This window comes from Mycobacterium sp. NGS15, assembly GCF_059813245.1.
Map to the genome: position 1 here is coordinate 212,684 of NZ_JCALEF010000005.1, position 20,527 is coordinate 233,210.

Annotated in this window: 21 protein-coding genes; 14 read left to right on the forward strand and 7 right to left on the reverse strand. The window is 64.2% G+C overall.

What is annotated here, in order from left to right:
- Positions 1-34 precede the first annotated feature (34 nt).
- The 3 genes from AC5Y5C_RS15495 to AC5Y5C_RS15505 are packed head-to-tail and all read left to right on the forward strand — an operon-like array spanning position 35 to position 3,255.
- Positions 35-1,015 (forward strand): NAD(P)H-dependent glycerol-3-phosphate dehydrogenase, encoded by a 981-nt coding sequence (locus AC5Y5C_RS15495; protein ID WP_499974579.1) that lies wholly within the window; start codon positions 35-37, stop codon positions 1,013-1,015.
- A gap of 37 nt (positions 1,016-1,052) precedes the next feature.
- Positions 1,053-2,132: a cystathionine gamma-lyase gene (locus AC5Y5C_RS15500; RefSeq protein ID WP_499974580.1), complete on the forward strand. Its 1,080-nt coding sequence runs from the start codon at positions 1,053-1,055 to the stop codon at positions 2,130-2,132.
- A 4-nt stretch (positions 2,133-2,136) separates the two neighbouring features.
- Positions 2,137-3,255, forward strand: coding sequence for a D-alanine--D-alanine ligase family protein (locus tag AC5Y5C_RS15505; RefSeq protein WP_499973690.1), 1,119 nt, complete (start codon positions 2,137-2,139; stop codon positions 3,253-3,255).
- A 92-nt stretch (positions 3,256-3,347) separates the two neighbouring features.
- On the opposite strand, the gene AC5Y5C_RS15510 is transcribed toward AC5Y5C_RS15505, so the two are convergent.
- Positions 3,348-3,890 carry a DUF3515 domain-containing protein gene (locus AC5Y5C_RS15510; protein ID WP_499973693.1) on the reverse strand — a complete coding sequence of 181 codons (543 nt, stop codon included), beginning with the start codon at positions 3,888-3,890 and terminating at the stop codon, positions 3,348-3,350.
- A gap of 17 nt (positions 3,891-3,907) precedes the next feature.
- On the opposite strand from AC5Y5C_RS15510, the gene AC5Y5C_RS15515 reads away from it, so the two are divergent.
- The 3 genes from AC5Y5C_RS15515 to AC5Y5C_RS15525 are packed head-to-tail and all read left to right on the forward strand — an operon-like array spanning position 3,908 to position 6,824.
- Positions 3,908-4,849, forward strand: a complete 942-nt coding sequence (locus tag AC5Y5C_RS15515) for a thiamine-phosphate kinase (RefSeq protein ID WP_499973695.1) — start codon at positions 3,908-3,910, stop codon at positions 4,847-4,849.
- 44 nt (positions 4,850-4,893) lie between these two features.
- The gene (locus tag AC5Y5C_RS15520) at positions 4,894-5,574 is read left to right on the forward strand and encodes a uracil-DNA glycosylase (protein WP_499973697.1); all 681 of its coding nucleotides are present in this window, start codon (positions 4,894-4,896) and stop codon (positions 5,572-5,574) included.
- Entirely contained in the window at positions 5,574-6,824 is a 1,251-nt protein-coding gene (locus tag AC5Y5C_RS15525) for a lipase family protein (protein ID WP_499973698.1), read from the forward strand. The genes AC5Y5C_RS15520 and AC5Y5C_RS15525 overlap by 1 nt, the downstream gene beginning before the upstream one ends.
- Positions 6,825-6,859: 35 nt before the next feature.
- Here AC5Y5C_RS15525 and AC5Y5C_RS15530 read toward each other — a convergent pair whose 3' ends face one another.
- Together AC5Y5C_RS15530 and rpmB are read right to left on the reverse strand one after the other, a co-directional pair.
- Positions 6,860-7,645, reverse strand: coding sequence for an enoyl-CoA hydratase/isomerase family protein (locus AC5Y5C_RS15530; protein ID WP_499974582.1), 786 nt, complete (start codon positions 7,643-7,645; stop codon positions 6,860-6,862).
- Positions 7,646-7,657: 12 nt separating this feature from the next.
- A complete protein-coding gene (rpmB, locus tag AC5Y5C_RS15535; RefSeq protein ID WP_499973699.1) occupies positions 7,658-7,855 on the reverse strand; it encodes a 50S ribosomal protein L28 in 198 nt (65 codons plus the stop codon).
- 219 nt (positions 7,856-8,074) lie between these two features.
- On the opposite strand from rpmB, the gene AC5Y5C_RS15540 reads away from it, so the two are divergent.
- The 3 genes from AC5Y5C_RS15540 to AC5Y5C_RS15550 are packed head-to-tail and all read left to right on the forward strand — an operon-like array spanning position 8,075 to position 12,704.
- Positions 8,075-9,736, forward strand: coding sequence for a DAK2 domain-containing protein (locus tag AC5Y5C_RS15540; RefSeq protein ID WP_499973701.1), 1,662 nt, complete (start codon positions 8,075-8,077; stop codon positions 9,734-9,736).
- 20 nt (positions 9,737-9,756) lie between these two features.
- A complete protein-coding gene (gene recG, locus AC5Y5C_RS15545; protein ID WP_499973703.1) occupies positions 9,757-11,997 on the forward strand; it encodes an ATP-dependent DNA helicase RecG in 2,241 nt (746 codons plus the stop codon).
- Entirely contained in the window at positions 11,994-12,704 is a 711-nt protein-coding gene (locus AC5Y5C_RS15550) for an HNH endonuclease family protein (protein ID WP_499973706.1), read from the forward strand. The genes recG and AC5Y5C_RS15550 overlap by 4 nt, the downstream gene beginning before the upstream one ends.
- Before the next feature lie 244 nt (positions 12,705-12,948).
- Here AC5Y5C_RS15550 and AC5Y5C_RS15555 read toward each other — a convergent pair whose 3' ends face one another.
- The 3 genes from AC5Y5C_RS15555 to AC5Y5C_RS15565 all read right to left on the reverse strand — a co-directional run bounded on the left by AC5Y5C_RS15555 (position 12,949) and on the right by AC5Y5C_RS15565 (position 15,524).
- Complete coding sequence (locus AC5Y5C_RS15555) at positions 12,949-13,710, reverse strand: nuclear transport factor 2 family protein (RefSeq protein WP_499973707.1); 762 nt, start codon at positions 13,708-13,710, stop codon at positions 12,949-12,951.
- 36 nt (positions 13,711-13,746) lie between these two features.
- Entirely contained in the window at positions 13,747-15,093 is a 1,347-nt protein-coding gene (locus tag AC5Y5C_RS15560; protein ID WP_499974583.1) for a cytochrome P450, read from the reverse strand.
- A 218-nt stretch (positions 15,094-15,311) separates the two neighbouring features.
- Positions 15,312-15,524, reverse strand: a complete 213-nt coding sequence (locus AC5Y5C_RS15565; RefSeq protein WP_499973709.1) for a ferredoxin — start codon at positions 15,522-15,524, stop codon at positions 15,312-15,314.
- Positions 15,525-15,582: 58 nt separating this feature from the next.
- Between AC5Y5C_RS15565 and AC5Y5C_RS15570 the strand changes: the two genes are divergently transcribed.
- Both AC5Y5C_RS15570 and AC5Y5C_RS15575 read left to right on the forward strand, forming a co-directional pair.
- A complete protein-coding gene (locus AC5Y5C_RS15570; protein ID WP_499973712.1) occupies positions 15,583-16,209 on the forward strand; it encodes a TetR/AcrR family transcriptional regulator in 627 nt (208 codons plus the stop codon).
- Between the two features lie 258 nt (positions 16,210-16,467).
- Positions 16,468-17,181 carry a cutinase family protein gene (locus tag AC5Y5C_RS15575; protein ID WP_499973714.1) on the forward strand — a complete coding sequence of 238 codons (714 nt, stop codon included), beginning with the start codon at positions 16,468-16,470 and terminating at the stop codon, positions 17,179-17,181.
- On the opposite strand, the gene AC5Y5C_RS15580 is transcribed toward AC5Y5C_RS15575, so the two are convergent.
- Positions 17,165-18,049: an LLM class flavin-dependent oxidoreductase gene (locus tag AC5Y5C_RS15580; RefSeq protein WP_499973715.1), complete on the reverse strand. Its 885-nt coding sequence runs from the start codon at positions 18,047-18,049 to the stop codon at positions 17,165-17,167. The two genes, AC5Y5C_RS15575 and AC5Y5C_RS15580, sit on opposite strands and share 17 nt — an antisense overlap.
- A gap of 35 nt (positions 18,050-18,084) precedes the next feature.
- Between AC5Y5C_RS15580 and AC5Y5C_RS15585 the strand changes: the two genes are divergently transcribed.
- The 3 genes from AC5Y5C_RS15585 to AC5Y5C_RS15595 are packed head-to-tail and all read left to right on the forward strand — an operon-like array spanning position 18,085 to position 20,494.
- Positions 18,085-19,131, forward strand: a complete 1,047-nt coding sequence (locus tag AC5Y5C_RS15585; protein WP_499973717.1) for an alpha/beta hydrolase — start codon at positions 18,085-18,087, stop codon at positions 19,129-19,131.
- Positions 19,132-19,154: 23 nt separating this feature from the next.
- A complete protein-coding gene (locus AC5Y5C_RS15590; protein WP_499973719.1) occupies positions 19,155-19,928 on the forward strand; it encodes a DsbA family protein in 774 nt (257 codons plus the stop codon).
- On the forward strand, positions 19,925-20,494 hold the full coding sequence (locus AC5Y5C_RS15595) for a vitamin K epoxide reductase family protein (RefSeq protein WP_499973721.1): 570 nt from the start codon (positions 19,925-19,927) through the stop codon (positions 20,492-20,494). Before AC5Y5C_RS15590 ends, AC5Y5C_RS15595 begins: the two co-directional genes overlap by 4 nt.
- Positions 20,495-20,527: the final 33 nt, after the last annotated feature.

A 20,527-nucleotide genomic window follows, 5' to 3' on the forward strand; every position in this document is an offset into this window, starting at 1 on the left:
GGCTAGGGTGTCTGCCATGGCCACGGCTGCGGTGATGGGTGCTGGTTCCTGGGGGACCGCGTTGGGCAAGGTGCTTGCCGACGCAGGTCACGATGTCCGGTTATGGGCACGCCGATCCGAATTGGCCGATGAGATCAATGCGACGCACCGGAACTCGGTGTACCTCAGTGACGTGGATCTGCCCGCCTCGATAGTCGCCACAGGGGTGGCGGAAGAGGCCCTCCACGGCGCCGAGTTGGTGCTGTTGGCGGTGCCGTCGCAGTCTCTGCGCACCAACCTGACCCCCTGGGCCGACCTCATCGAACCTGGGTCCTCGGTGGTAAGCCTGGCCAAGGGCATCGAGGTGGGCACGCTCATGCGGATGAGCCAGGTCGTCACGCAAGTGCTGGGCACCGATCCGAGCCGGGTCGCGGTGCTGACCGGCCCGAATCTGGCCAGTGAGATCGCCGCAGGCCAGCCCGCCGCCACCGTCATCGGGTGCACCGACTCGACCAGGGCTGTCGCCCTACAGCGCGCGTTCTCCACGCGCTACTTCCGCCCCTACACCAACGCCGATGTCGTGGGCTGCGAGGTGGGGGGTGCGTGTAAGAACGTGATCGCCCTGAGCTGCGGCATGGCTGCCGGGGTCGGGTTGGGGGAGAACACGATCGCCACGATCATCACCCGTGGCCTGGCCGAGATCACCCGGCTGGGGCTGGCTCTTGGCGCCAGCCACACCACCCTCGCGGGTTTGGCGGGCGTGGGTGACCTGGTGGCCACCTGCACCTCGACACATTCGCGGAACCGGACCTTTGGCATGCGGCTGGGCAATGGTGAGACGCTGCAGGAGGCGCGTAACGCCGCCGGCGGTAGGGTCGCGGAGGGAGTCACCTCGTGTGAGTCCATCCTGGCGCTGGCATCGAGCTACGACGTCGAGATGCCGCTCACCGAGGCTGTTCATGGCGTCTGTCATCGCGGACTGAGCGTCACCGATGCCGTCGCTCAGTTGTTAGGGCGCAGTACAAAACCGGAGTAAGCACATGCCAGAGCCAGGGATTTCGACCCGGGCCGTTGTGGCCGCCACCGCTGAACCTGTTGCGGGCCAACCGTTTCTTGCGGGGCCGGTATTCGCCTCCGCGTACCACCTACCGGTACCCGAGGACGACTCGCTGGACACCTACGGGCGCGCGTCCAATCCCAGTTGGAGACAATGGGAATCAGGCTTGGCCGCACTCGAGCGCGCCGACAATGCACTGGTGTTCGGCTCGGGTATGGGCGCGATCGCCTCGACGTTACGAGCATTGATCCGTCCCGGGCAGACGCTGGTGGTCCCGGAGGACGGGTACTACCAGACACGGCGCTACGCGACGGAAAACCTTGCAGCGATCGGTATCAACGTGATCGCTGCCAGGTCGGACCAGATTGTCGCCGCTGCTGCGCAGGCCGATGTGGTGGTGGCGGAGACCCCCTCAAATCCGAGGCTCGACGTCGTCGATCTGGCCCTGCTGGCCCGCGAGACGCATGTAGGCGGTGGTGTCCTGGTGGTGGACAACACCACGGCCACCCCGATGGGCCAGCTGCCTCTGGAGTTGGGCGCCGACCTGGTGGTCGCCAGCGCGACGAAGGCGCTCTCGGGCCACAGCGACCTGATCGCTGGATACGTCGCGGGTTCGCGTGAAGATCTCATGTCGGCCGTTGCACAGGAACGGTCGCGAGCCGGCGCGATCTTGGGTCCGTTCGAGGCCTGGCTGGGGGCCCGCAGCCTGGCCACCGCCGGATTGCGATTCGAGCGCCAATGTCAGAACGCGATCGCGCTGGCGACGATGCTGCGCGAGCATCCGGCGGTGGCATCAGTGCGGTACCCGGGGCTTGCCGGCGATCCATCCCATCCCGTGGCATCCGCCCAGATGAGCCGGTTCGGTTCTTTGGTGTCGATAGAGCTGGCCAATGCCGCTGCCGTACATGCGCTGGTGCACGGCAGCGAGTTATTGGCGGCCTCGACGAGTTTTGGTGGTGTGCACACCTCGGTGGATCGCCGGGCGCGCTGGGGAGACGCGGTTCCGGAGGGATTCGCCCGGATCTCTCTGGGCATTGAGGACACCGACGATCTGCTGGCCGACATCGAGACCGCGCTCGCAGCCGGTACGGTCTGACACTGTGAATGACTCCCGGATCAAGGTCGCGCTCGTCTTCGGTGGACGGAGCAGTGAGCACGCGATCTCCTGTGTGTCCGCCGGCAGCATTCTGCGCAATCTCGACCAGGACACCTACGAGATCGTCGCGGTCGGGGTCACCCCTGAGGGGGGCTGGGTACTCACCGATGGCGACCCCGCGCAGCTGGCGATCAGCGACCGCACGCTGCCGCAGGTCACGGATGCATCCGGAACCGAGCTGGTACTCGCCACCGATCCGCGTCGTGCCGGCCAATTGGTGAACGTTGATTCGAGCGCCGCGGGCCAGGTACTGGCCGCGGTGGATGTGGTGTTCCCGGTGCTGCACGGGCCCTACGGCGAGGACGGCACCATTCAGGGACTGCTGGAGCTGGCCGGGGTGCCCTATGTGGGTGCTGGTGTGCTCGCGAGTGCGGCCGGTATGGACAAGGAGTTCACCAAGAAACTGCTGGCCGCCGAGGGACTTCCGATTGGCAAGTACGCCGTGATCCGTCCGCGTGATGCCACGCTGACCCTGGATCAACGAGAGGATCTGGGGTTGCCGGTGTTCGTCAAGCCCGCTCGGGCGGGCTCGTCGTTCGGCGTCTCCCGGGTATCGGCCTGGGCGGAACTGCCTGCTGCGATTGCGCACGCGCGCCAGTTCGACCCGAAGGTGATCGTCGAGGCCGCCATCATCGGGCGGGAACTGGAGTGCGGTGTACTGGAATTCCCCGACGGGGACATCCGGGCCAGCGTGCTCGGCGAAATTCGCGTCGAGGGCGTCGATGAGGTTCAGACGGGCGTGGGTGCCTTCTATGACTTCGAGACCAAATACCTGGACGACACCGCTGAGCTTGACGTGCCGGCCAAGGTCGATGACGACGTGAGCGACCAGATTCGTGAGTTGGCCGTAGCGGCCTTCCGGGCGATCGATGGCCAGGGTCTGGCCCGCGTGGACTTCTTTCTCACCAACGACGGCCCGCTGATCAACGAGATCAACACCATGCCCGGATTCACCACGATTTCGATGTATCCCCGGATGTGGGCGGCCACGGGCGTGGACTATCCGGCGCTGCTGGATGCAATGGTGCGCACCGCGCTGGCACGGGGCACCGGGCTTCGATGAGCACTCGCGCGAAGACCATGTAGCGGGTGAGCGCTCGCGCGAAGATCGTGTAGCGAGTGAGCGCTCGCGCGAAGTTCGTCTAGCGAGGTGGGTCAGCGGGGCAGCGGCACCGGGTCGGGTTTGACGGCGGGCAGCGCCTTGGCGATGGCGTCAGACATCTCGATCAGCGGCTCCGAACCCAAACCATCGGGCATGGTCAGCGCGATATAGACGCCGCGGTCCACGGCGAACCAGGTGGTGGTCGCAATGGCGGCGTCAGTGACCCGAAACCACTGCACGGAGTTGATCTGCTCTACGGAGGTCCCCACGGCGAACTCGGCCGGTCGGTCGACACCACAGCGTGCGACCACCGAATCCTTGCCCCGGCGCCACGCGGCGGTGGCAGGCGGTTTGGGCTCGACGATCTGTGTTCGCTTCCAATCGCCTGCCATGTTGCCTGGGTATGCCCTGGTCATATCTATGCACAGCGGTGAATTAGCCTGTGTTGCAGGAATATTTGTGACCGCCATGGGTTTCTTGTCGTCCTGGAACTGTGCGAACTTCAGGACACCGAAGAGCACGGCGAGGGCCGCGACCGCTCCGAAAACCGCGATACCGATGAGGAGCTTGCGTGGCGGGCCGTCTTCGGATTGCACGGGCCTACACTAACCGAGTGCCAAATCTGGGTGATACCGGCGAGTTCGGTGTGATAAGCCGGCTCACCGCGGGTCGCGTGCCGGGCGCCGACATTGAACTCGGCCCGGGTGACGACGCCGCAGTGGTCCGTGCGCCGGATAGTCGAGTTCTGGTGTCGACGGATATGTTGGTGCAGGACAGACATTTTCGGCTGGAATGGTCTTCGCCTTCTGATATCGGCCGAAAAGCGGTGGCGCAGAACGCGGCAGATATTGAGGCCATGGGTGGCCGGGTCACGGCCCTTGTGGTCGCGGTCGGCACGCCCGCCGAAACCGATATCGCGTTCCTTGATCAGCTCAATGAGGGAATCTGGGCCGAAGCGGCGCGGGTCCAGGCCTCGATCGCGGGCGGAGATCTGGTGTCCGCGCGCGAACTGGTGGTCTCGGTGACGGCGCTCGGTGATCTTCAGGGGCACGCACCGGTGACTCGCAGCGGAGCCGGCGTGGGGGAAACGGTGGCCGTCTGTGGTGCGCTCGGCACCTCGGCGGCGGGCTTCCGGTTGTGGCAGGACGGGATTGATCAGTTCCCTGAGCTGCGTCAGGTGCACCTGGTGCCGTCGCCGCCGTACGGGCAGGGACGTGTCGCCGCGCTGGCCGGAGCGACGGCGATGACGGACGTCTCCGACGGGCTGTTGGCCGATCTGGGGCATATTGCGATATCGAGTGCGGTACACATCGATCTGAGCTCGCCGAGTCTGGAGCCGTATCTGGTGGCGGTGGCGGGGGCCTCGGGGTTACTCGGGGCCGATCCCTGGGAATGGATCTTGACCGGCGGGGAGGACCACGCGCTGGTTGCGACCTTTCCTGGGAACGTCCCCGCAGGCTGGGTCGCGATCGGTGAGGTGAGGGCGGGGGACCCCGCTGTAACGGTCGACGGCGTTGCGTGGACGAAGCGGATGGGATGGGACTCATTCGCCTGACGTCTTCGCGCAAGCGGCTCATCCGTGAGCTAAGTTGACTGTTCGTGACTGCCCGACCCCTCGCCGAGCTGGTTGATCCCGGCTGGGCCGATGCGCTGGAACCCGTTGCCGATCAGGTGACCAAGATGGGGGAGTTTCTGCGCGATGAGAACTCTTCAGGTCGCGGATACCTGCCCGCTGGGGCAAATGTGTTGCGCGCCTTCACTTATCCGTTGGACGATGTTCGGGCACTCATCGTCGGGCAGGATCCATACCCCACGCCCGGGCACGCCATGGGCCTGAGTTTCTCGGTGGCCGCCGATGTGCGACCGGTGCCGCGCAGCCTGGCCAACATCTTCGAGGAGTATCAGAGCGACCTTGGCTTGCCCAAGCCAGCCAGCGGCGATCTCACCCCGTGGTCACAGCAGGGCGTGATGCTGCTGAACAGGGTGCTGACGGTACAGCCGGGCAACCCCGCCTCGCATCGAGGAAAAGGCTGGGAGATAGTGACCGAATGCGCGATCCGGGCGCTGGTCGCACGGGACACACCCTTGGTCGCCATTCTGTGGGGACGTGACGCGGCGACGCTCAAGCCGATGCTGGGGCCCGGCGTGCCCACTGTCGAATCGGTGCATCCCTCGCCGCTGTCCGCCTCGCGCGGGTTCTTCGGCTCTAAACCATTCAGCCGCGCCAACGAACTGCTCGCCGGATTGGGCGCCCAGCCGATCGACTGGCGGCTGCCGTAATGCGTTGGTCGACGGGCGCATTGACGGCGGCGGGTGGCCTGACGGCAGCCCTGGCGACCGGTGGTGCCGCGCTGCGTACCCCGGCCGTGGTAGACCGGCTCAACGCCTGGGCGGCCCGCCGTCTCACGGAGGAACAGCGGGCCGACCCGTATTCGGCGATCCTTCCGACGCCGATTGCCGGCGACGACTTCTACGGCGACCCAGGTGATTTGAGCCTGCTGGCGCCGGGCGAGGTCATTCGTGCCGATCGGGTCTCGCCGCGGCTTCCCTTGCGCAGGGCGACCATGCAGCGAATCATGGTGCGTTCCACCGATACCGCAGGCAATGCCGTCCCGGTGACGGCGGCATTGATCGAACCGGATCGTCCGTGGCATGGCCCCGGTGCACGTCCGGTGGTGGTACGTAATCAGGCGATCAACTCCCTGGGACTCAAATTCACACCGTCGTATCGTCTGGCGCATCTCTGGTACCGGGATAACCCACCGATGTTCCCGTTCCTGTCCGCGCAGAATTACGCCGTGCTGTTCCCGGATCACGAAGGGCCCCGGATGTCGTATGCGGCCGGGAAGATGGCGGGGCATGCGGTGCTGGACTCGGTGCGTGGAATGATTTCGGAGCGGCCGGATCTCGCTAATTCTTCGATTGTCATGCACGGATATAGCGGTGGCGCCATCGCCACCGTGTGGGCCGCGCAGCTGCAGCCGACATACGCACCGGAGCTGCGCATCGCGGGTGCGGCTGCAGGAGGCACCCCTACCGACTACGCCCTGCTGCATGGCAGCATGAATCGCGGTCTCGGCGCAGGACTTTTCGCCGCTGCCATCATTGGGCAGGCTCGCGAGTTCCCGGAGTTGGCAAAAATTTTCGGCGACTTCGCGCTCTACGGTGCGATTCGGGCCAAGGACTTTCCCCAGCCCCCGCTGGCCGCGGCGGGTCTGCTGCGATTCGACTTGGACCTGCTCTCGGCGATCGAGGCACCATTCGAATCGGAGCTGGGGCAACATGTTATCCGCGCCAACAGGCCGGGGGAACTCACACCCACGATGCCGGTGCTGCTCTATCACGGCTCGCGCACCAAGGCGATCGGTGATCTCTTCATTCCCGAAGAAGGCGCCCTGGCGCTGCGCGATACCTGGCGCGCCAACGGTGCCGATGTGGACTACTGGGCTCTGCCCGGTGAACACATCACGGCAGATATGTTCGCGATCCCGTGGGTCGTGAACTGGATTCGCAAGAAGCTATTGGGATGAGCGCGTGCGCGATGAACGTCGAAGTCGGCCAGGTCTTACGGCCAGACGGGCTTGCGCTTGCCGACGAAAGCGTCGACACCCTCGATGCCCGTAGGACTGACCGAGGCCTCGGAGATACTGATCTGCTCCAGGTCCAGCTGTGCGTCCAGGGTGTTGTTCGCGCTCAGGCGCAGCAGCCGGCGGATGCGGTTCTGGGCTTCACGCGGACCGGCGGCGAGTTTCTCGGCGGCGGCCACGGCGGTTACCTGCACCTCATCATCGGACACCACGCGGCTCAGCAGCCCGATGGAGAGCGCCTCGGGTGCCTCGACGACGCGATCCGTCAGCAGGATGTCCGCAGCACGCGCCTTACCGACGACACGGGGTAGTGCCCACGACATGCCGCCGTCAGAGGAGTACCCGATTCCCGGGTAGGCGGCGCGCAGTTTGGTCGACTTGCCACCGATCGCGATATCGGCCAGCAGCACCAGGCTCAGCCCACCACCGGCGGCCCACCCGTGCACGGAGGCTACCACCGGACGATCTGCGGCATCCACCGCGCGCACGAACTCATGTAGGCGCCCCGCGAGGTCGTTGAGCTTGGCGGCCCGGTCCTCGGCGGCGGCGAAATCACGCACATTGCCGCCGGCGCAGAAATTGGCCCCGCTACTGGTCAGCAGGATCGCGCCCACCTCGGCGGGCAGATCCTGCAGGACGGGAACCGCAGCGTCGACTCCGGCGAAGTCCAGCGAGGTACCGGCCGCCGCGGTGGCGATGGTGATGTGCAGAACGCCGTTGTGAACGGCGACGTAGTCAGCAGACTGCGAAGGCGTGGAAGACACGGTGGTCACGGCCTATGCGCTGCGGACGACCTTGCCGGCCTTGATGCAGGAAGTGCAGGCGTTAACGCGCTGCTTGTTGCCACCCGGGGAGGTGACGGCGTGCACCGTCTGGATGTTCGGGTTCCAGCGACGGTTGGTACGCCGGTGCGAGTGAGAAACCGACTTGCCGAAGCCGGGTCCCTTGCCGCACACGTCGCAGACGGCAGCCATAGTGAAACTCCTCAAGTTCGCGATTACGGCCGCCTTCTCAGCTCTTCGCGCAAACGCTCATCACGAAGCCAGAGCCGGGGCGGCCCACAACCCTGCAAGGATAGCCTGACCGGCCCGTGAACTCCAAAATAGGCGCCGATGGGCTCTCCGCCAGCGGGGGATCCCCAGCTTGGGCGAGACCATTCAACTCTGTCGCCTTCGATAGATAGGCTTTCTCACATGCAGCTCTCGGTATTGGACAGCGCTGCGCTGCTCCATTGGGCGCGGGCCTCAGTCGACGGGCTGATCGCCCGCAGCGACGAGATCAATCGGCTGAACGTCTTCCCGGTCGCCGATGCCGATACCGGTACCAACATGCTGTTCACCATGCGTTCGGCGGTGAACGCTGCCGAGGCCCTGGGGGAAAGCGGCACGGTCGCGCAGGTCGCTGCGGCGCTGGCGCGGGGCGCAGTACATGGCGCCCGTGGGAACTCGGGGGTCATCCTGTCGCAGATTGTGCGTGGGATCGCCGATGCCGCTGCCGACCACGACGCCATCGGAGCCGAGGTGGTGCGCCGGGCGTTGAGACAGGCGTCGCAGTTCGTGATCGCTTCGATGAGTACTCCGGTCGAGGGCACGATTGTGTCGGTGCTGGCCGCTGCCGCCGAGGCAGCTGATCGAGCCGCCGCCGATAGCGCGCATGCCGACGATCTCCCCAGCCTCGTCATCACCGCCGCCGATGGCGCGGTGGCCGCCCTGGAGAAGACGCCTAATCAGCTCGACGTCCTTGCCGACAACGGTGTCGTCGATGCCGGGGCTCGCGGTCTCGTCGTCATCCTCGACGCCCTGGTGTTGGTGGTGGCCGGGGAGCTGCCTACGCGCCGTGAGTACAGCCCGTCACCACCGAAGAACGCTCCCTCACAGGTGTGGGTGGCAGGACCCGGGCGCGGTTCGGGCGGCCTGAACCTGGATCCGCCACGGGAACTGCCGCCGGAGTTCGAGGTGATGTACCTGTTGTGCGGGTGTGATGAGCTGCAGATCGCAGATCTGCGATCGCAACTCGACGGGATGGGTGATTCCATTGCCATCGCCGGAGACGGTGACATGGGGTACTCCGTACACGCACACGTGAACGACGCCGGGGCGGCCATCGAGGCCGGGATGAAGTTCGGTATTCTGCAATCGATCCAGATCTCCTCACTGCGCGGTGACGCCGGTGGGGGACATCACGATGGGCGTCACCGGCATCGCCGGGTGTTAGCGCTCGCGGAGGGTGACGGTGCGGCCACGCTGTTCTCCAGCGAAGGTGCCCAGGTGTTGCGCGTCGATGAACCTCCCGCGAGCGCGAAACGTCTGCTGGATGCGGTAGTCGACAGCGGCGCGCACCAGATCATGGTGCTGCCCAATGGATTGATGTCGCCTGAGGAACTGGTGGCGGTCTGTGCCGCGGCGCGCGGCTGGGGGATCACGGTCATTCCGCTGCCCTCGGCGTCCATGGCACAGGGGCTGGCCGCGCTGGCCGTGCACGATCCAGAGCGCATGGCAGTCGATGACAGCTACACCATGGCGCGGGCCGCGGGAGCTACCCGGTTCGGATTGGTGCGGGTGGCCACCGAGCGTGCGCTCACCTGGTCCGGAACCTGCGAGCCGGGAGATGCGATGGGCATCATCGGCGACGAGGTGCTCGTGCTGAACCACGACGTAGCCAATGCCACAAAGGCTTTGGTGAGCATCATGTTGTCCTCCGGTGGAGAGCTAGTGACGGTGCTGCTGTCGGACAAGGCGGATGAGTCCCTTGCCGATGCATTGATCGAGCACACCCGATCGCACCACGGCGGTGTCGAGGTGATGATCTATCGCACCGGGCAACACACCGACGTCGTTCACGTTGGTGTGGAGTGAGAGGTCATAGCAGGGGATAGATGGCGCAACTTTCCGATCGTCTCGATCATGTATTGGGGCACAAGGCATCCGACGTTCTCGACGCTGAGTTCGGTCTGCTGACCGTCGAAGACCTACTCCACCATTACCCACGCCGATACAGCACCGATTTCAGTCTGCGCGACGAGCAGGACGGTGAACGTGCCAAACCCGGTGAGCACACCACGCTGGTGGGGTTCATCACTTCCGCGGAACTCAAGAGTATGCGCAACCGCAAGGGGCAGTTTCTCTCAGTCATGTTGGGAAGCGCCCCGCATGCCGTGCAGGCCACGTTCTTTCATCCGCACAAGGTGAAACGCGATCTGCAGGTGGGCAATCGGGTGATGCTCTCGGGCGCGGTCGGGGAATTCCGGGGTAAGCCTCAGCTGACCCATCCCGACTATCTGGTGCTGGAAACCGCACTCGGTGAGAGCACCGAAGCGCGAGGGAGTACTGCGCTGCGCGGTATCGCCGGAACAGCGCGCGATGCGTCTACGGCCATCTCGGCGTTCGAGCGCAATGTGTTTCCGATCTACCCCGCGACCAAGAATCTGGAAAGCTGGGACATCTACCGGTGTATCGACCAGGTGCTCGTCCAGCTGGATCCGGTGCCCGAGGCATTGCCGGAAGACGTGCTAGCAGAGCACAACCTGATGTCCCTGGACGAAGCGCTGCACAAGATCCACATGTCGGAGGACGCTTCAGAACAAAAGCAGGCGCGCAGGCGCCTGGCATTCGACGAGGCGCTGGGCCTACAGCTGGCGCTGGCCGTACGGCGCGGCAGTGATATCGGGTCGGCGGGCCCGTCGATGCCGCCCGCCACCGGGAGGCTGCGCGAGGATTTACAGCGCCAGCTGCCGTTCGAGCTCACCGAGGGGCAGCAGCAGGTTGTCGCCGAAATTGGGGACGACCTTGCCGGGGTCAAGCCAATGAACCGGCTGCTGCAGGGTGAGGTGGGTTCCGGTAAGACCGTCGTCGCGCTGCTCGCGATGATGCAGGCCATCGACGCCGGGTATCAGTGCGCACTCTTGGCTCCCACCGAGGTACTGGCCGTTCAGCATGCTCGCTCGTTGCGCGCGATGCTCGGATCGTTGGCCACCGCAGGCGAACTCGGGGCGCCCGATGACGCGACCAGCATCGCATTGCTCACCGGGTCGATGTCACCGGCACTCAAGAAGCAGGTCAAGGCCGATGTGGCGACCGGACTTGCCGGCATCGTCATCGGGACCCATGCGTTGCTACAGGACTCAGTGGATTTCCACAATCTGGGTCTGGTCGTCGTCGACGAGCAGCACAGGTTCGGTGTCGAACAGCGGGATCGGTTGCGGGCCAAGGCCCCCGAAGGGATCGTGCCGCATCTACTGGTGATGACGGCCACCCCGATCCCGCGCACGGTGGCGCTCACAGTGTTCGGCGATCTGGAGACCTCGACACTGCGGGAGCTGCCGCGTGGGCGCCAGCCCATCACCACTACCGCGGTGTTCACGCGCGAGAAACCGGGCTGGCTCGCGCGCGGTTGGGAGCGGATTGCCGAGGAGGTGGCCGCAGGCAGGCAGGCCTATGTGGTGGCCTCGCGTATCGACGCCGACGATAAGGATTCGGGGCCGGAGGAGGCGGAAGAGAAGCGTCCTCCGCCGGTGCCCGTCACCGAGTTGTACGAGACGATTCGTGGCTCGCTGCTGCCGGGCCTGCGCATTGGACTGCTGCACGGTCGGCTGCCGTCGGAGCAGAAGGATGCCGTCATGACGGCGTTCAACGCGGGCGAGATCGATGTTCTGGTGTGTACCACGGTGATCGAGGTCGGCGTGGACGTTCCCAATGCCACCGTGATGCTGATCATGGATGCGGACCGATTCGGCATCAGCCAACTGCACCAGTTGCGCGGTCGCGTGGGCCGTGGCGGCAACAAGGGTTTATGCCTCTTGGTAAGTCCCTGCAGCCCTGCGGGTTCGGCGGGGCGGAGGCTACGTGCGGTGCAGGACACCCTGGATGGGTTCACCCTGGCCGAGCTGGACCTGCAGGAGCGGCGCGAGGGCGATGTGCTGGGCCGCGACCAGTCCGGCCGCGCGGTGAATCTACGGCTGCTTTCGCTGATGGATCACCGCGACATGATCGAGACCGCCCGGGACATGGCGGTGCGGGCTTGTGCCGAGGATCCCGCGTTGACGCGACAACCGGCGCTGGCGGGTATGGCCCAACGTTTCCTGATCGCCGATCAAATCGAGTACCTGGACAAATCGTGAGGAACCGCACCGTTCTCATCGTCGCGATCGCTGCGGCGATCGCGGTGGTGGTGGCATACCAGGTTTCGGCCAGATACCGGCTCCAACGTGCGAATGCCGTTGCCGGGCAATCGAATATGCCGACTCTGACCCCCGGGCAAGATCCGCTGAGCGGTGTGCCCCTGGTGGCCAAGCGTGTACGGGGCACGGACTACCAGCGCGCCGAGTTCGGCGATGCCTGGTCCGACGACACGGATGCTCCGGGTGGACGCAATGGCTGTGACACCCGCAACGACATCCTGAATCGCGACCTGACTGACAAGAGCTTCGTGTTCACCCGGAGATGCCCCAATGCGGTGGGTGCCGGCATGCTGCACGATCCCTACACGGGAGCGCAGGTGGCGTTTTCTCGCGGGCCGAAAAGCGGTGAAGCGGTCCAGATCGATCACATCGTTCCGTTGGCGTACGCGTGGGATATGGGCGCACGGGACTGGCAACCCTCGATGCGCTGGCGCTTTGCCAACGATCCCGCCAATCTCATCGCGGTGCAAGGCCAGGCCAACCAGGACAAGGGTGATGCGGGGCCCTCGGGATGGATGCCGCCGAATAAGGCGTTCTGGTGTCAGTACTCCATGCAGTTCGCGGAAGTGGTTCGTGGATACCATCTTTCGCTCGATGAGCGGTCGGCAAAAACCATCCGCGAGTCAGCACGCACCTGCCCGCACTGACTCCTGCGGGCTTAGGTTGGTTCCGGCAAATGCCGTAGGACGAAGAACGGATGTCTCTCCGGCTCGGGTGTTCTGCGATGGAAGGGGAACAGTCCGAGTCTGATTGCGCGTTTTCGCGCAAGGCGGTGACGCTGAGCCGCTGCCGCTCGAATGGACCTACCTGTGCGGGCCGCGACATCGCCATCAGTCAGCGTTGGGTCACCGAGGAGTGCTCTCTCGGCGGCCGACCAGTGCCTGGACTCGGTCATGTCCGGCTACGGAGCAGATTCCCGGACCGCCGACTTGCCGCGTACTCCCGGCTGTAGAGAGATTCCCTGTCGTAAATGCCCAATCTGCGTCCCAGCACCGGGAGGGTGCGGGTAAGCCACGCTATGAGCTTTGTGGTTCCGGTGGCGAATGGCAGCATCTGCATGAGGGCGGCCAGGAAGTCCTGATCGGTATCGATCCGCGCGATCCGCCATTCTCCGCCCTCTTTACGGAGGATGTACCTATCGACGCCACAGCCGCGAACAGGCTTGCGTGGCCACGGGATTGTGTTGCTCCAGAAGAATTGTGTAGATCCCGAGTACGGGAAGGCCGCTCGTACCTGACCGTTGAAGAAGTCGTAGTAGGGCAGATGAGTGTCTGTTCCGTCCCATGGATAAAAGCCGAGTTCTCGTGCGAACAGATAGCCGAATCGCGCGAAGTCGCCGGTGTAGCTGCGGCCGTGAAATTCCAGTTGGCCTGTGTTGGACATGGTCCACACCAGGTCTTCGGCCCAGCAATCCTCGAGTGCTTCGGGGGAGTCGTCGTTCCACGCCGCGAACCACTTGCGCCAGAACTCTGCAATCCCTTCCAGCGGGAAACCGGCGGCGACGTACATGTCTTCCTGCTCCTTGCAACGACGCAGAAATGGTTCGACGAGTGCTTCGGATTCGGCGACCGGCGCGTGAACCCGGCCCGGGGGAGCCTTTATGCCCCAGTCCGAACGGGACGAATTCTGGTTTCTCGACTCGGTGTTGGTCACGTCGTTTCTTTCTGTGATGGCTTGTGCGAGAGGTCTTTACACTTTGGTGATGGTGGCGGGCACGCCGCCCTTGACTAACGTCGATAAGCTGAAGAACTGTTGGGGTTGCCAGCCTGGCCGCAGATGCAGGCGATAGCGCTGGAAGATGATCGTCAACAAATACTGAGCCATCATGTAGGCCATACCAGTGCCCATGCAGTGATGTGGTCCGGCGCCGAACGCTTGGAAGGCCAGACGTGGACGCGCAGTGACCCGGTCTTGATCGAAGAATTGCATCGGGTCGTACACCTCAGCGTTCTCGCCCCACCACCGCGGATCGCGGTGAACCACGTATAAAGAAGTTGCTACCAAGGTGTATTTGGGGATGGGATAGCCCCCGAGTTCGGTGTCCTCCATCGCGTATCTCGGGTTGATAGGGGCGCCCTGGAGCCGTTGTCCCTCATCGAAACATGCTCGTGCCCAGGGTAACTTGGGTAAATCGTCGGGCGTAGGCATGTTTCCGCCAAGAACCGCGATCTCCTCGTAGAGGCGCTCCAGGTGTTCGGGATGTTGCAGTAGTAGCGCCAGCGTCCACGACATCGATGCGACGATCGTTTCGTAACCACCACCAATCGCCGACATGATCTCCGAATACACGTCGATTTCAGTCAATGGCTTACTGCCGTCGCTACGCGCGGCGAGCAATATGTTGAGCAGGTCCGCATCATCGGTGGGATTGGCGCGTCGGTCTCGGATCATCTTGCGGATGGTTCGCAGGAGATGAACCCCGGACACCGTCAGATTTTCCTTGCCGCGTAGCGGGAAGATGTTCGGCGGCGTCGCCAGAAATAATCCGGACGCGATGGCGCGCATCACCGATCGGGTCGCGGTATCGGCATGTAGGACTTCGTCATCGGACAGTCTCGTCGAGAACATGGCGTACATGAATGCCGGGAGCACGATCTTCGGTAACTCGGCTTGAAGGTTCACCTCCTGGCCGGTACCAGCGAGTGCGAGCCATCGGTCGACGCGATCGGAGAACACCTCCACGAACTTGTCCGACACCACCGCGAGGTGCTTCTTGCCGAACATGGGCATGAGCTTTTTGCGTCTGTCGCGAAGTGCCTGGCCTTCGAGGACCTGGACTGGACAGCCCACGGTCGTTACTGCCTGTTGAATTCGCCGGCCTTGGAGCGGAGCAGACATGCTGTATTTGAGTTCGGTGTCCTCCATGAACTCGCTCACCAGGTCGGGGTGGTTGGCCAGGACTAACGGATGTATCGGTAGCGGCACCCGATAGATGTCCCCATATCTGTGATGGCAGTCCTGCAGGAATTTGTACGGGTTGCGTGCCATGGGAATCGCGGAGCCGATGAAGGGCAATCCGACGGGACCGGGTGGAATAGGCCGGTCGCGGCCGCGACCGGTGAGCAAGCTGAAGGATGCACGGAGTGGCTTGCGGGTGGGCCAGAACGGATCGTCCTTCAAGGACGCGATCACCGCACGACGGCCGGTGGCCCACCGAGGTGACGGCACCGCTTGAGGTCCATAACCATTGTCGACCGCTTCGGCATTGTCGTTGCGGCGGTGTGCCGGGCAATGGGGCGCAGCACTAGTCAACATCAGTCCTTTCCGCGCTGGATCTCAATGGCCCCCGAGGGGCAGATCTGGCTGGCTTTAGTTGCATCGTCAAGTAATTCGTCATCGGCCGTACCGGTCACGGCACTTGTGCCGTCGGTGTTCTCCATAAACAGCCGCGGATAGGAGCGGTAGCAATATCCGGCGCCCATGCAGACGCCGTCGTCCACCGTGACGGAGAAGAGTTGTTCCTGCATGAGACATTGAACTGTAGATGTAACAGTGTCTCTACGTCAAGAGGTAACATCATCGACCGTGGATCTAGGCGCGATGTGGTCACAGTGGTCTTCTGGGCAGGTAGCCCCGGGGGATGAGGAGCGGGAGCGGCTTCTCGATGCCGCGCGTGCAGAGTTCGTCGCGCACGGTTTCCGCAGGGCGGCCGTGGCAGATATTGCTAAGCGGGCCAAGGTTTCTCGACAGACTCTGAACCGCCGGTGCGGTGATAAGGACGACATGGTGTCGTCTGTCGTCGGTCGTGAGGTGCTCCAGTTCTTTCTCCAATTGGCGCCGCTACTGGATATGGGTGACAAGGTCGAGGACCAAGTTGTCGAGGTATTCGTCACCGGAATGCGCGAGTGTCGGGTAAATCCGGTGGTCGCGGCTCTCAAGGAATACGAGGCCGAATCAATGTCGCTGAGACTGTTCGAGACCGAACACGGCAACTATCAGGTGGCCCTTTCGGTTCTCGCCATGCGATTGATGGGGGACGGGTATCCCGAAGCGGGCGCTAAGCAGGCTGCCGAACTCATCATGCGGATTACCGCGACTCTTTTGCTGGCCCCGTCGAAGGTTCTGCGCGCGCAGACGGATGACGAGGCGAGGAATTTCGCCGTCACCTACTTCGTTCCGGTGTTGAGGGCGGCGCGTTCCGTTACGGAATGAGGCGTGCCCTCACGGGCATGTTGTTCGACGCTTGTGGTGGCCCTGGTGAAGGCCCATTGGCGCCGGGCGGAGGGTGCTCAACGTCATCTTCACTGAATATGGCCTGATTCGGGTGTCACTCGCGGAAGTGGTTCGTGGATAACATCTTTCGATCGATGAACGGTCGGCAAAAGTCATCCGTGAGGCAGCGCAGACCTGTCCACAACCGTTGAATCTGTGGTAAACAGGGACGGGAGCGCGAACAGGTGGTGGTTGTGAATGAAGAGAGTTCAGTGGGGCTGGCTACTCGCCGTCGCGGTGGCGTGCGCACTGTTTAGTTCGCCCGTCGGTGTTCCGTCCGCGGCAGCGGCTGCGTGCCCCGACGTTGAGATCGTGTTCGCGCGGGGCACCTTTGAGCCCCCGGGCGTCGGCGGCACCGGCGAAGCATTCGTCAGCGCGCTGCGTGCGCGCACCAAGGGCAAGTCGGTGGAGGTCTATCCCGTCGAATATCCCGCGTCCTTGGCCTTTGCCACGGCGGCTGATGGCGTCATCGATGCCAGTAACCGCGTCAAGGACGTCGCTGCGCGGTGCCCGAACACCAAGATCGTGCTGGGCGGTTTCTCGCAGGGTGCGGCCGTCGTCGCCTACACCACGGCAGACGTGGTCCCCCCGGGCTTCGAGCTGCCGGAGGGGATCACCGGGCCGATGCCGCCTGAGGTGGCCGACCATGTCGCGGCGGTGGCGCTGTTCGGCAAGCCGTCCACCGGATTCCTGCAACGCATCGACAACACGGCCCCTCCGATCAATATTGGGCACCTCTACGCGGCGAAGACTGTCGACATGTGCGTCCCCGAGGACCCGATTTGTTCCCCGGATGGCAGCGACAACACCGCGCACGGCTCGTACGGAGACAACGGGATGACCAACCAGGCCGCCGATTTCGCGGCGCGGGCCATTAATTCACCCGCGGAATCGGTTACCGCGTCTGGATAAGTTCGATCGTCGCCTCGATCACCGCGATATCGGACGCCCCCGGCACGAGGATGAATTCGTCGAGCCCCGCCTCCTCGGCTCCATCGAGGGTGCGGTTAAGTGCGTCGGCCCCGAAGTTGGTCAACGTCTTCGGAACGTTCTCGGCTATCTGAGGTCCGAAGATCGCGAGGTAATCGCTGGTGAACTGTTTGAGTTCGGACTCGGCATCGCGGATGCCCAGTGTGTAGAAGCACCCGCTCGACAGCAGTGGTGGTTCGGTGTGACCGGCCTCCTGCCATGCCGCGCGTGCGGCCCCGGTGGAGTAGGCAAGCTCGGAGGGCGCCCCGGAAACGCTGAAACCGGTGATGCCGTCGGCCCACTGTGCCGCGCGGGCCAGCGATTTCGGACCGATTGCGGCCGCGACGATGGGAGGGCCGCCGGCCTGAACAGGTGCGGGGCCCACCGGGTCGGCGCCCTCGAACGGGGGTTCACCCCGCCAGAGCCGCCGCAGCTCGGCCACCTGGTCATCGAGGCGCTGGTGGCGTCGATCGAAGGATGCGTCCAACGACCGGTAGTCGTGTTCACGTCCGCCAACACCCACGCCCAGGGTGAACCGGCCCTCGGACAGCACATCCAGCGTCGCGGCTTGTTTCGCGACCAACGGCACCGGATGCGCTGGCAGCACAGAGACATTCGCGAGTATCCGGATGCGTTCGGTGACTGCCGCGGCCGCCGCGAGCGTCACCCACATCTCCTGGTTGTGATATGAGATCCGCTCACCGGAGGAGATCGTGGAGAACGATCCCTCCTCGGCGAGGCGGGCCCAGGTGATCGTCGACTCGCGGGTGTAGTGCCGGCACATGAAGGGCAGGGCAATGCCGATATCCATACCGGCAGCCTAGGAGTACTCGCTACGGTTACGTCGTGAGCCCTTTACGCGACCTCGCCCTGCGTGTCAGCACCGCCGCGACACCGCACATTCCCCTGGTAATTCGACGAGCCATGGCCGGTCGCCAGGTGATCGTCGATGGCAACATCCTTGACCCGTCGACCCAGCTGCTGTTGCGCGGAATGGAGCTCATGGGGGAGGGCGAGATCACCAAGGGCGACGATGTCGAAGCGAGTCGCGCCAACATCCGAAAGCAGTCGGCGCTGCTTTCGTTCAGCACCCCCGTCGGGCAGGTGCGCAACTTCTCTATTCCCGGCCCTGCCGGACCCATCCCGGTTCGGCACTACCGCCCCGTCGTCGAGAACACCGGTGCCGTGCTGGTGTTCTTCCACGGCGGCGGCTGGGTGATCGGAGATCTGGAGACACATGACCAGGCCTGTCGACAGACTTGTCGTGATGCAGGTGTGCCGGTGTTGTCGGTCGACTACCGGCTGGCTCCTGAACATCCGGCGCCTGCCGCGGCCGAGGACTGTCTGGCGGCCTATCTGTGGGCCGTCGAGCATGCCGGCGAACTCGGCGCCGCACCCGACAGGGTCGCGGTGGGCGGTGACAGCGCCGGCGGCAATCTCGCCGCCGTCGTTTCACAGCAGGCGCGTGACACCGGGGCACAGCTGCCGCTGCTGCAGTTCCTGATTTATCCGGCCGTCGATTTCACGGTGCGCCGGCCGTCCCGTGATCTCTTCGCCGAGGGCTTCTTCCTCACCAAGGCGGCCATGGACATGTTCGAAGGTCACTATTTCGACGGGTCCGATGTGGACAAGTCCGACCCCCAAGTGTCACCGATTCTGGCCGCAGACCTGGCGGGGCTGCCGCCGGCGCTCATCACGACCGCCGGTTTCGACCCGCTGCGCGATGAAGGCAACGAGTATGCGGAGAAGCTGCGGGCCGCCGGAGTGCCGGTGGACCTGCGGGTACAGGGTTCGCTGATTCACGGCTTCTACAACATGGCCCGGCTGCGCGGGGCGCCAGCGGCGGCCGTGGACGAGCTGACCTCGGCGCTGCGCGCACACCTGTCTCGCTAATTTCTGCCCGGTAGGCTGTGCGCGTGGCCAAACCGAAGCAACCTCCTAGCTACGACCTCAAGAAGGCGGAGCAGCGCCGAAGCCAGCTGATTCAAATCGCGCTCACGGCGATCGTCGTGTTGTTCGCCGCGGGGCTGGTCGGTTTCATCGTCGTCAAGAACAAGAAGGACCCGGGGCCGCCCGCTCCGCCCGCGGGTGAGGTCAAGGCGATCGAGGTGGTCACCCCGGGGCCGGCCAAGCTCATCACCAAAGAGGGAACCACCGACCCCAAGGTCGTTCTCACGCTGATCGAGGATCCGATCTGCCCGGCGTGCGCCATGTTCGAGCAGGAATTCGGGCCCACCGTCAAGAAGCTCATCGATACCGGTGCGGTGCGGGCCGACTTCAACATGGTCGGGATCCTGGATGTGCCCCGGCTCAAACGTGACTATTCATCACGGGCGTCGGCGGCGGCCTACTGCGTGGCCGACCAGTCCGACGAGCTGTTCCTCAAATTCCACTCCGTGCTCTACGACCCGAACAAGCAGCCCGATGAGGTCAACGCCAAGACCTGGCACGACGACAAGTGGTTGATCGATCAAGCCAAGGCCGTGGGCGCGTCCGATGCGGTATCCAAGTGCATCAAGGACAAGAAGTACATCAACATGGTCAAGGAGCTCGGTCCGAAGCTCAACATCCAGGCCACGCCGACAATCCGGATCAACGGCAAGGACTGGGAGATCGGGAGAGACACCAAGCCGGCAGATCTGATCAAGGCCGTCACGGACATCACCGGACCTGTTCCGGGCCTGACGTGACGGTCCGCCCCGCGACTGCCTGGTACGTCCTGGCCGCCGGAGCGGCCGGGCTGGCCGCCGCGCTGGCCCTCACCATCGAGAAGATCGAGATCCTGCTCGACCCGGCGTATGTCCCGTCCTGCAGCCTGAACCCGGTCATTTCCTGTGGTTCGGTGATGACGACCGAGCAGGCCTCCGCCTTCGGATTCCCCAACTCGCTCATCGGCATCGTGGCATTCACGGTGGTGCTGGTGACGGGTGTGCTGGCGGTCGCCGGGGTGGAGCTGCCGCGCTGGTACTGGGGCGGTCTGGCGATCGGAAGCCTGCTGGGGGCCGTCTTCGTCCATTGGTTGATGTTCCAGAGTCTGTATCGGATCGGCGCGCTGTGCCCGTACTGCATGGTGGTCTGGGCGGTCACGATTCCGCTGCTGGTAGTCAGTGCATCGATTGCTTTGCGGCCATTGAGATCTCATCGCTGGGCGAGGGTTCTCTACCAATGGCGATGGTCGCTGGTGGCTTTCTGGTACGTCGCGGTGATCCTGGCGATTATCGAACGATTCTGGGATTACTGGATCACACTCGTCTGAACCGAATTGTGAACTTGAGCGGACGCGCGTTCG

Excerpts from the sequence above, each read along its gene's own strand:
- AC5Y5C_RS15495 (WP_499974579.1), top strand. The coding sequence starts at position 35 with ATGGGTGCTGGTTCCTGGGGGACCGCGTTGGGCAAGGTGCTTGCCGAC.
- AC5Y5C_RS15525 (WP_499973698.1), top strand. The coding sequence starts at position 5,574 with ATGCGTTGGTCGACGGGCGCATTGACGGCGGCGGGTGGCCTGACGGCA.
- rpmB (WP_499973699.1), bottom strand. The coding sequence starts at position 7,855 with ATGGCTGCCGTCTGCGACGTGTGCGGCAAGGGACCCGGCTTCGGCAAG.
- AC5Y5C_RS15540 (WP_499973701.1), top strand. The coding sequence starts at position 8,075 with ATGCAGCTCTCGGTATTGGACAGCGCTGCGCTGCTCCATTGGGCGCGG.
- recG (WP_499973703.1), top strand. The coding sequence starts at position 9,757 with ATGGCGCAACTTTCCGATCGTCTCGATCATGTATTGGGGCACAAGGCA.
- AC5Y5C_RS15565 (WP_499973709.1), bottom strand. The coding sequence starts at position 15,524 with ATGCAGGAACAACTCTTCTCCGTCACGGTGGACGACGGCGTCTGCATG.
- AC5Y5C_RS15575 (WP_499973714.1), top strand. The coding sequence starts at position 16,468 with ATGAAGAGAGTTCAGTGGGGCTGGCTACTCGCCGTCGCGGTGGCGTGC.
- AC5Y5C_RS15580 (WP_499973715.1), bottom strand. The coding sequence starts at position 18,049 with ATGGATATCGGCATTGCCCTGCCCTTCATGTGCCGGCACTACACCCGC.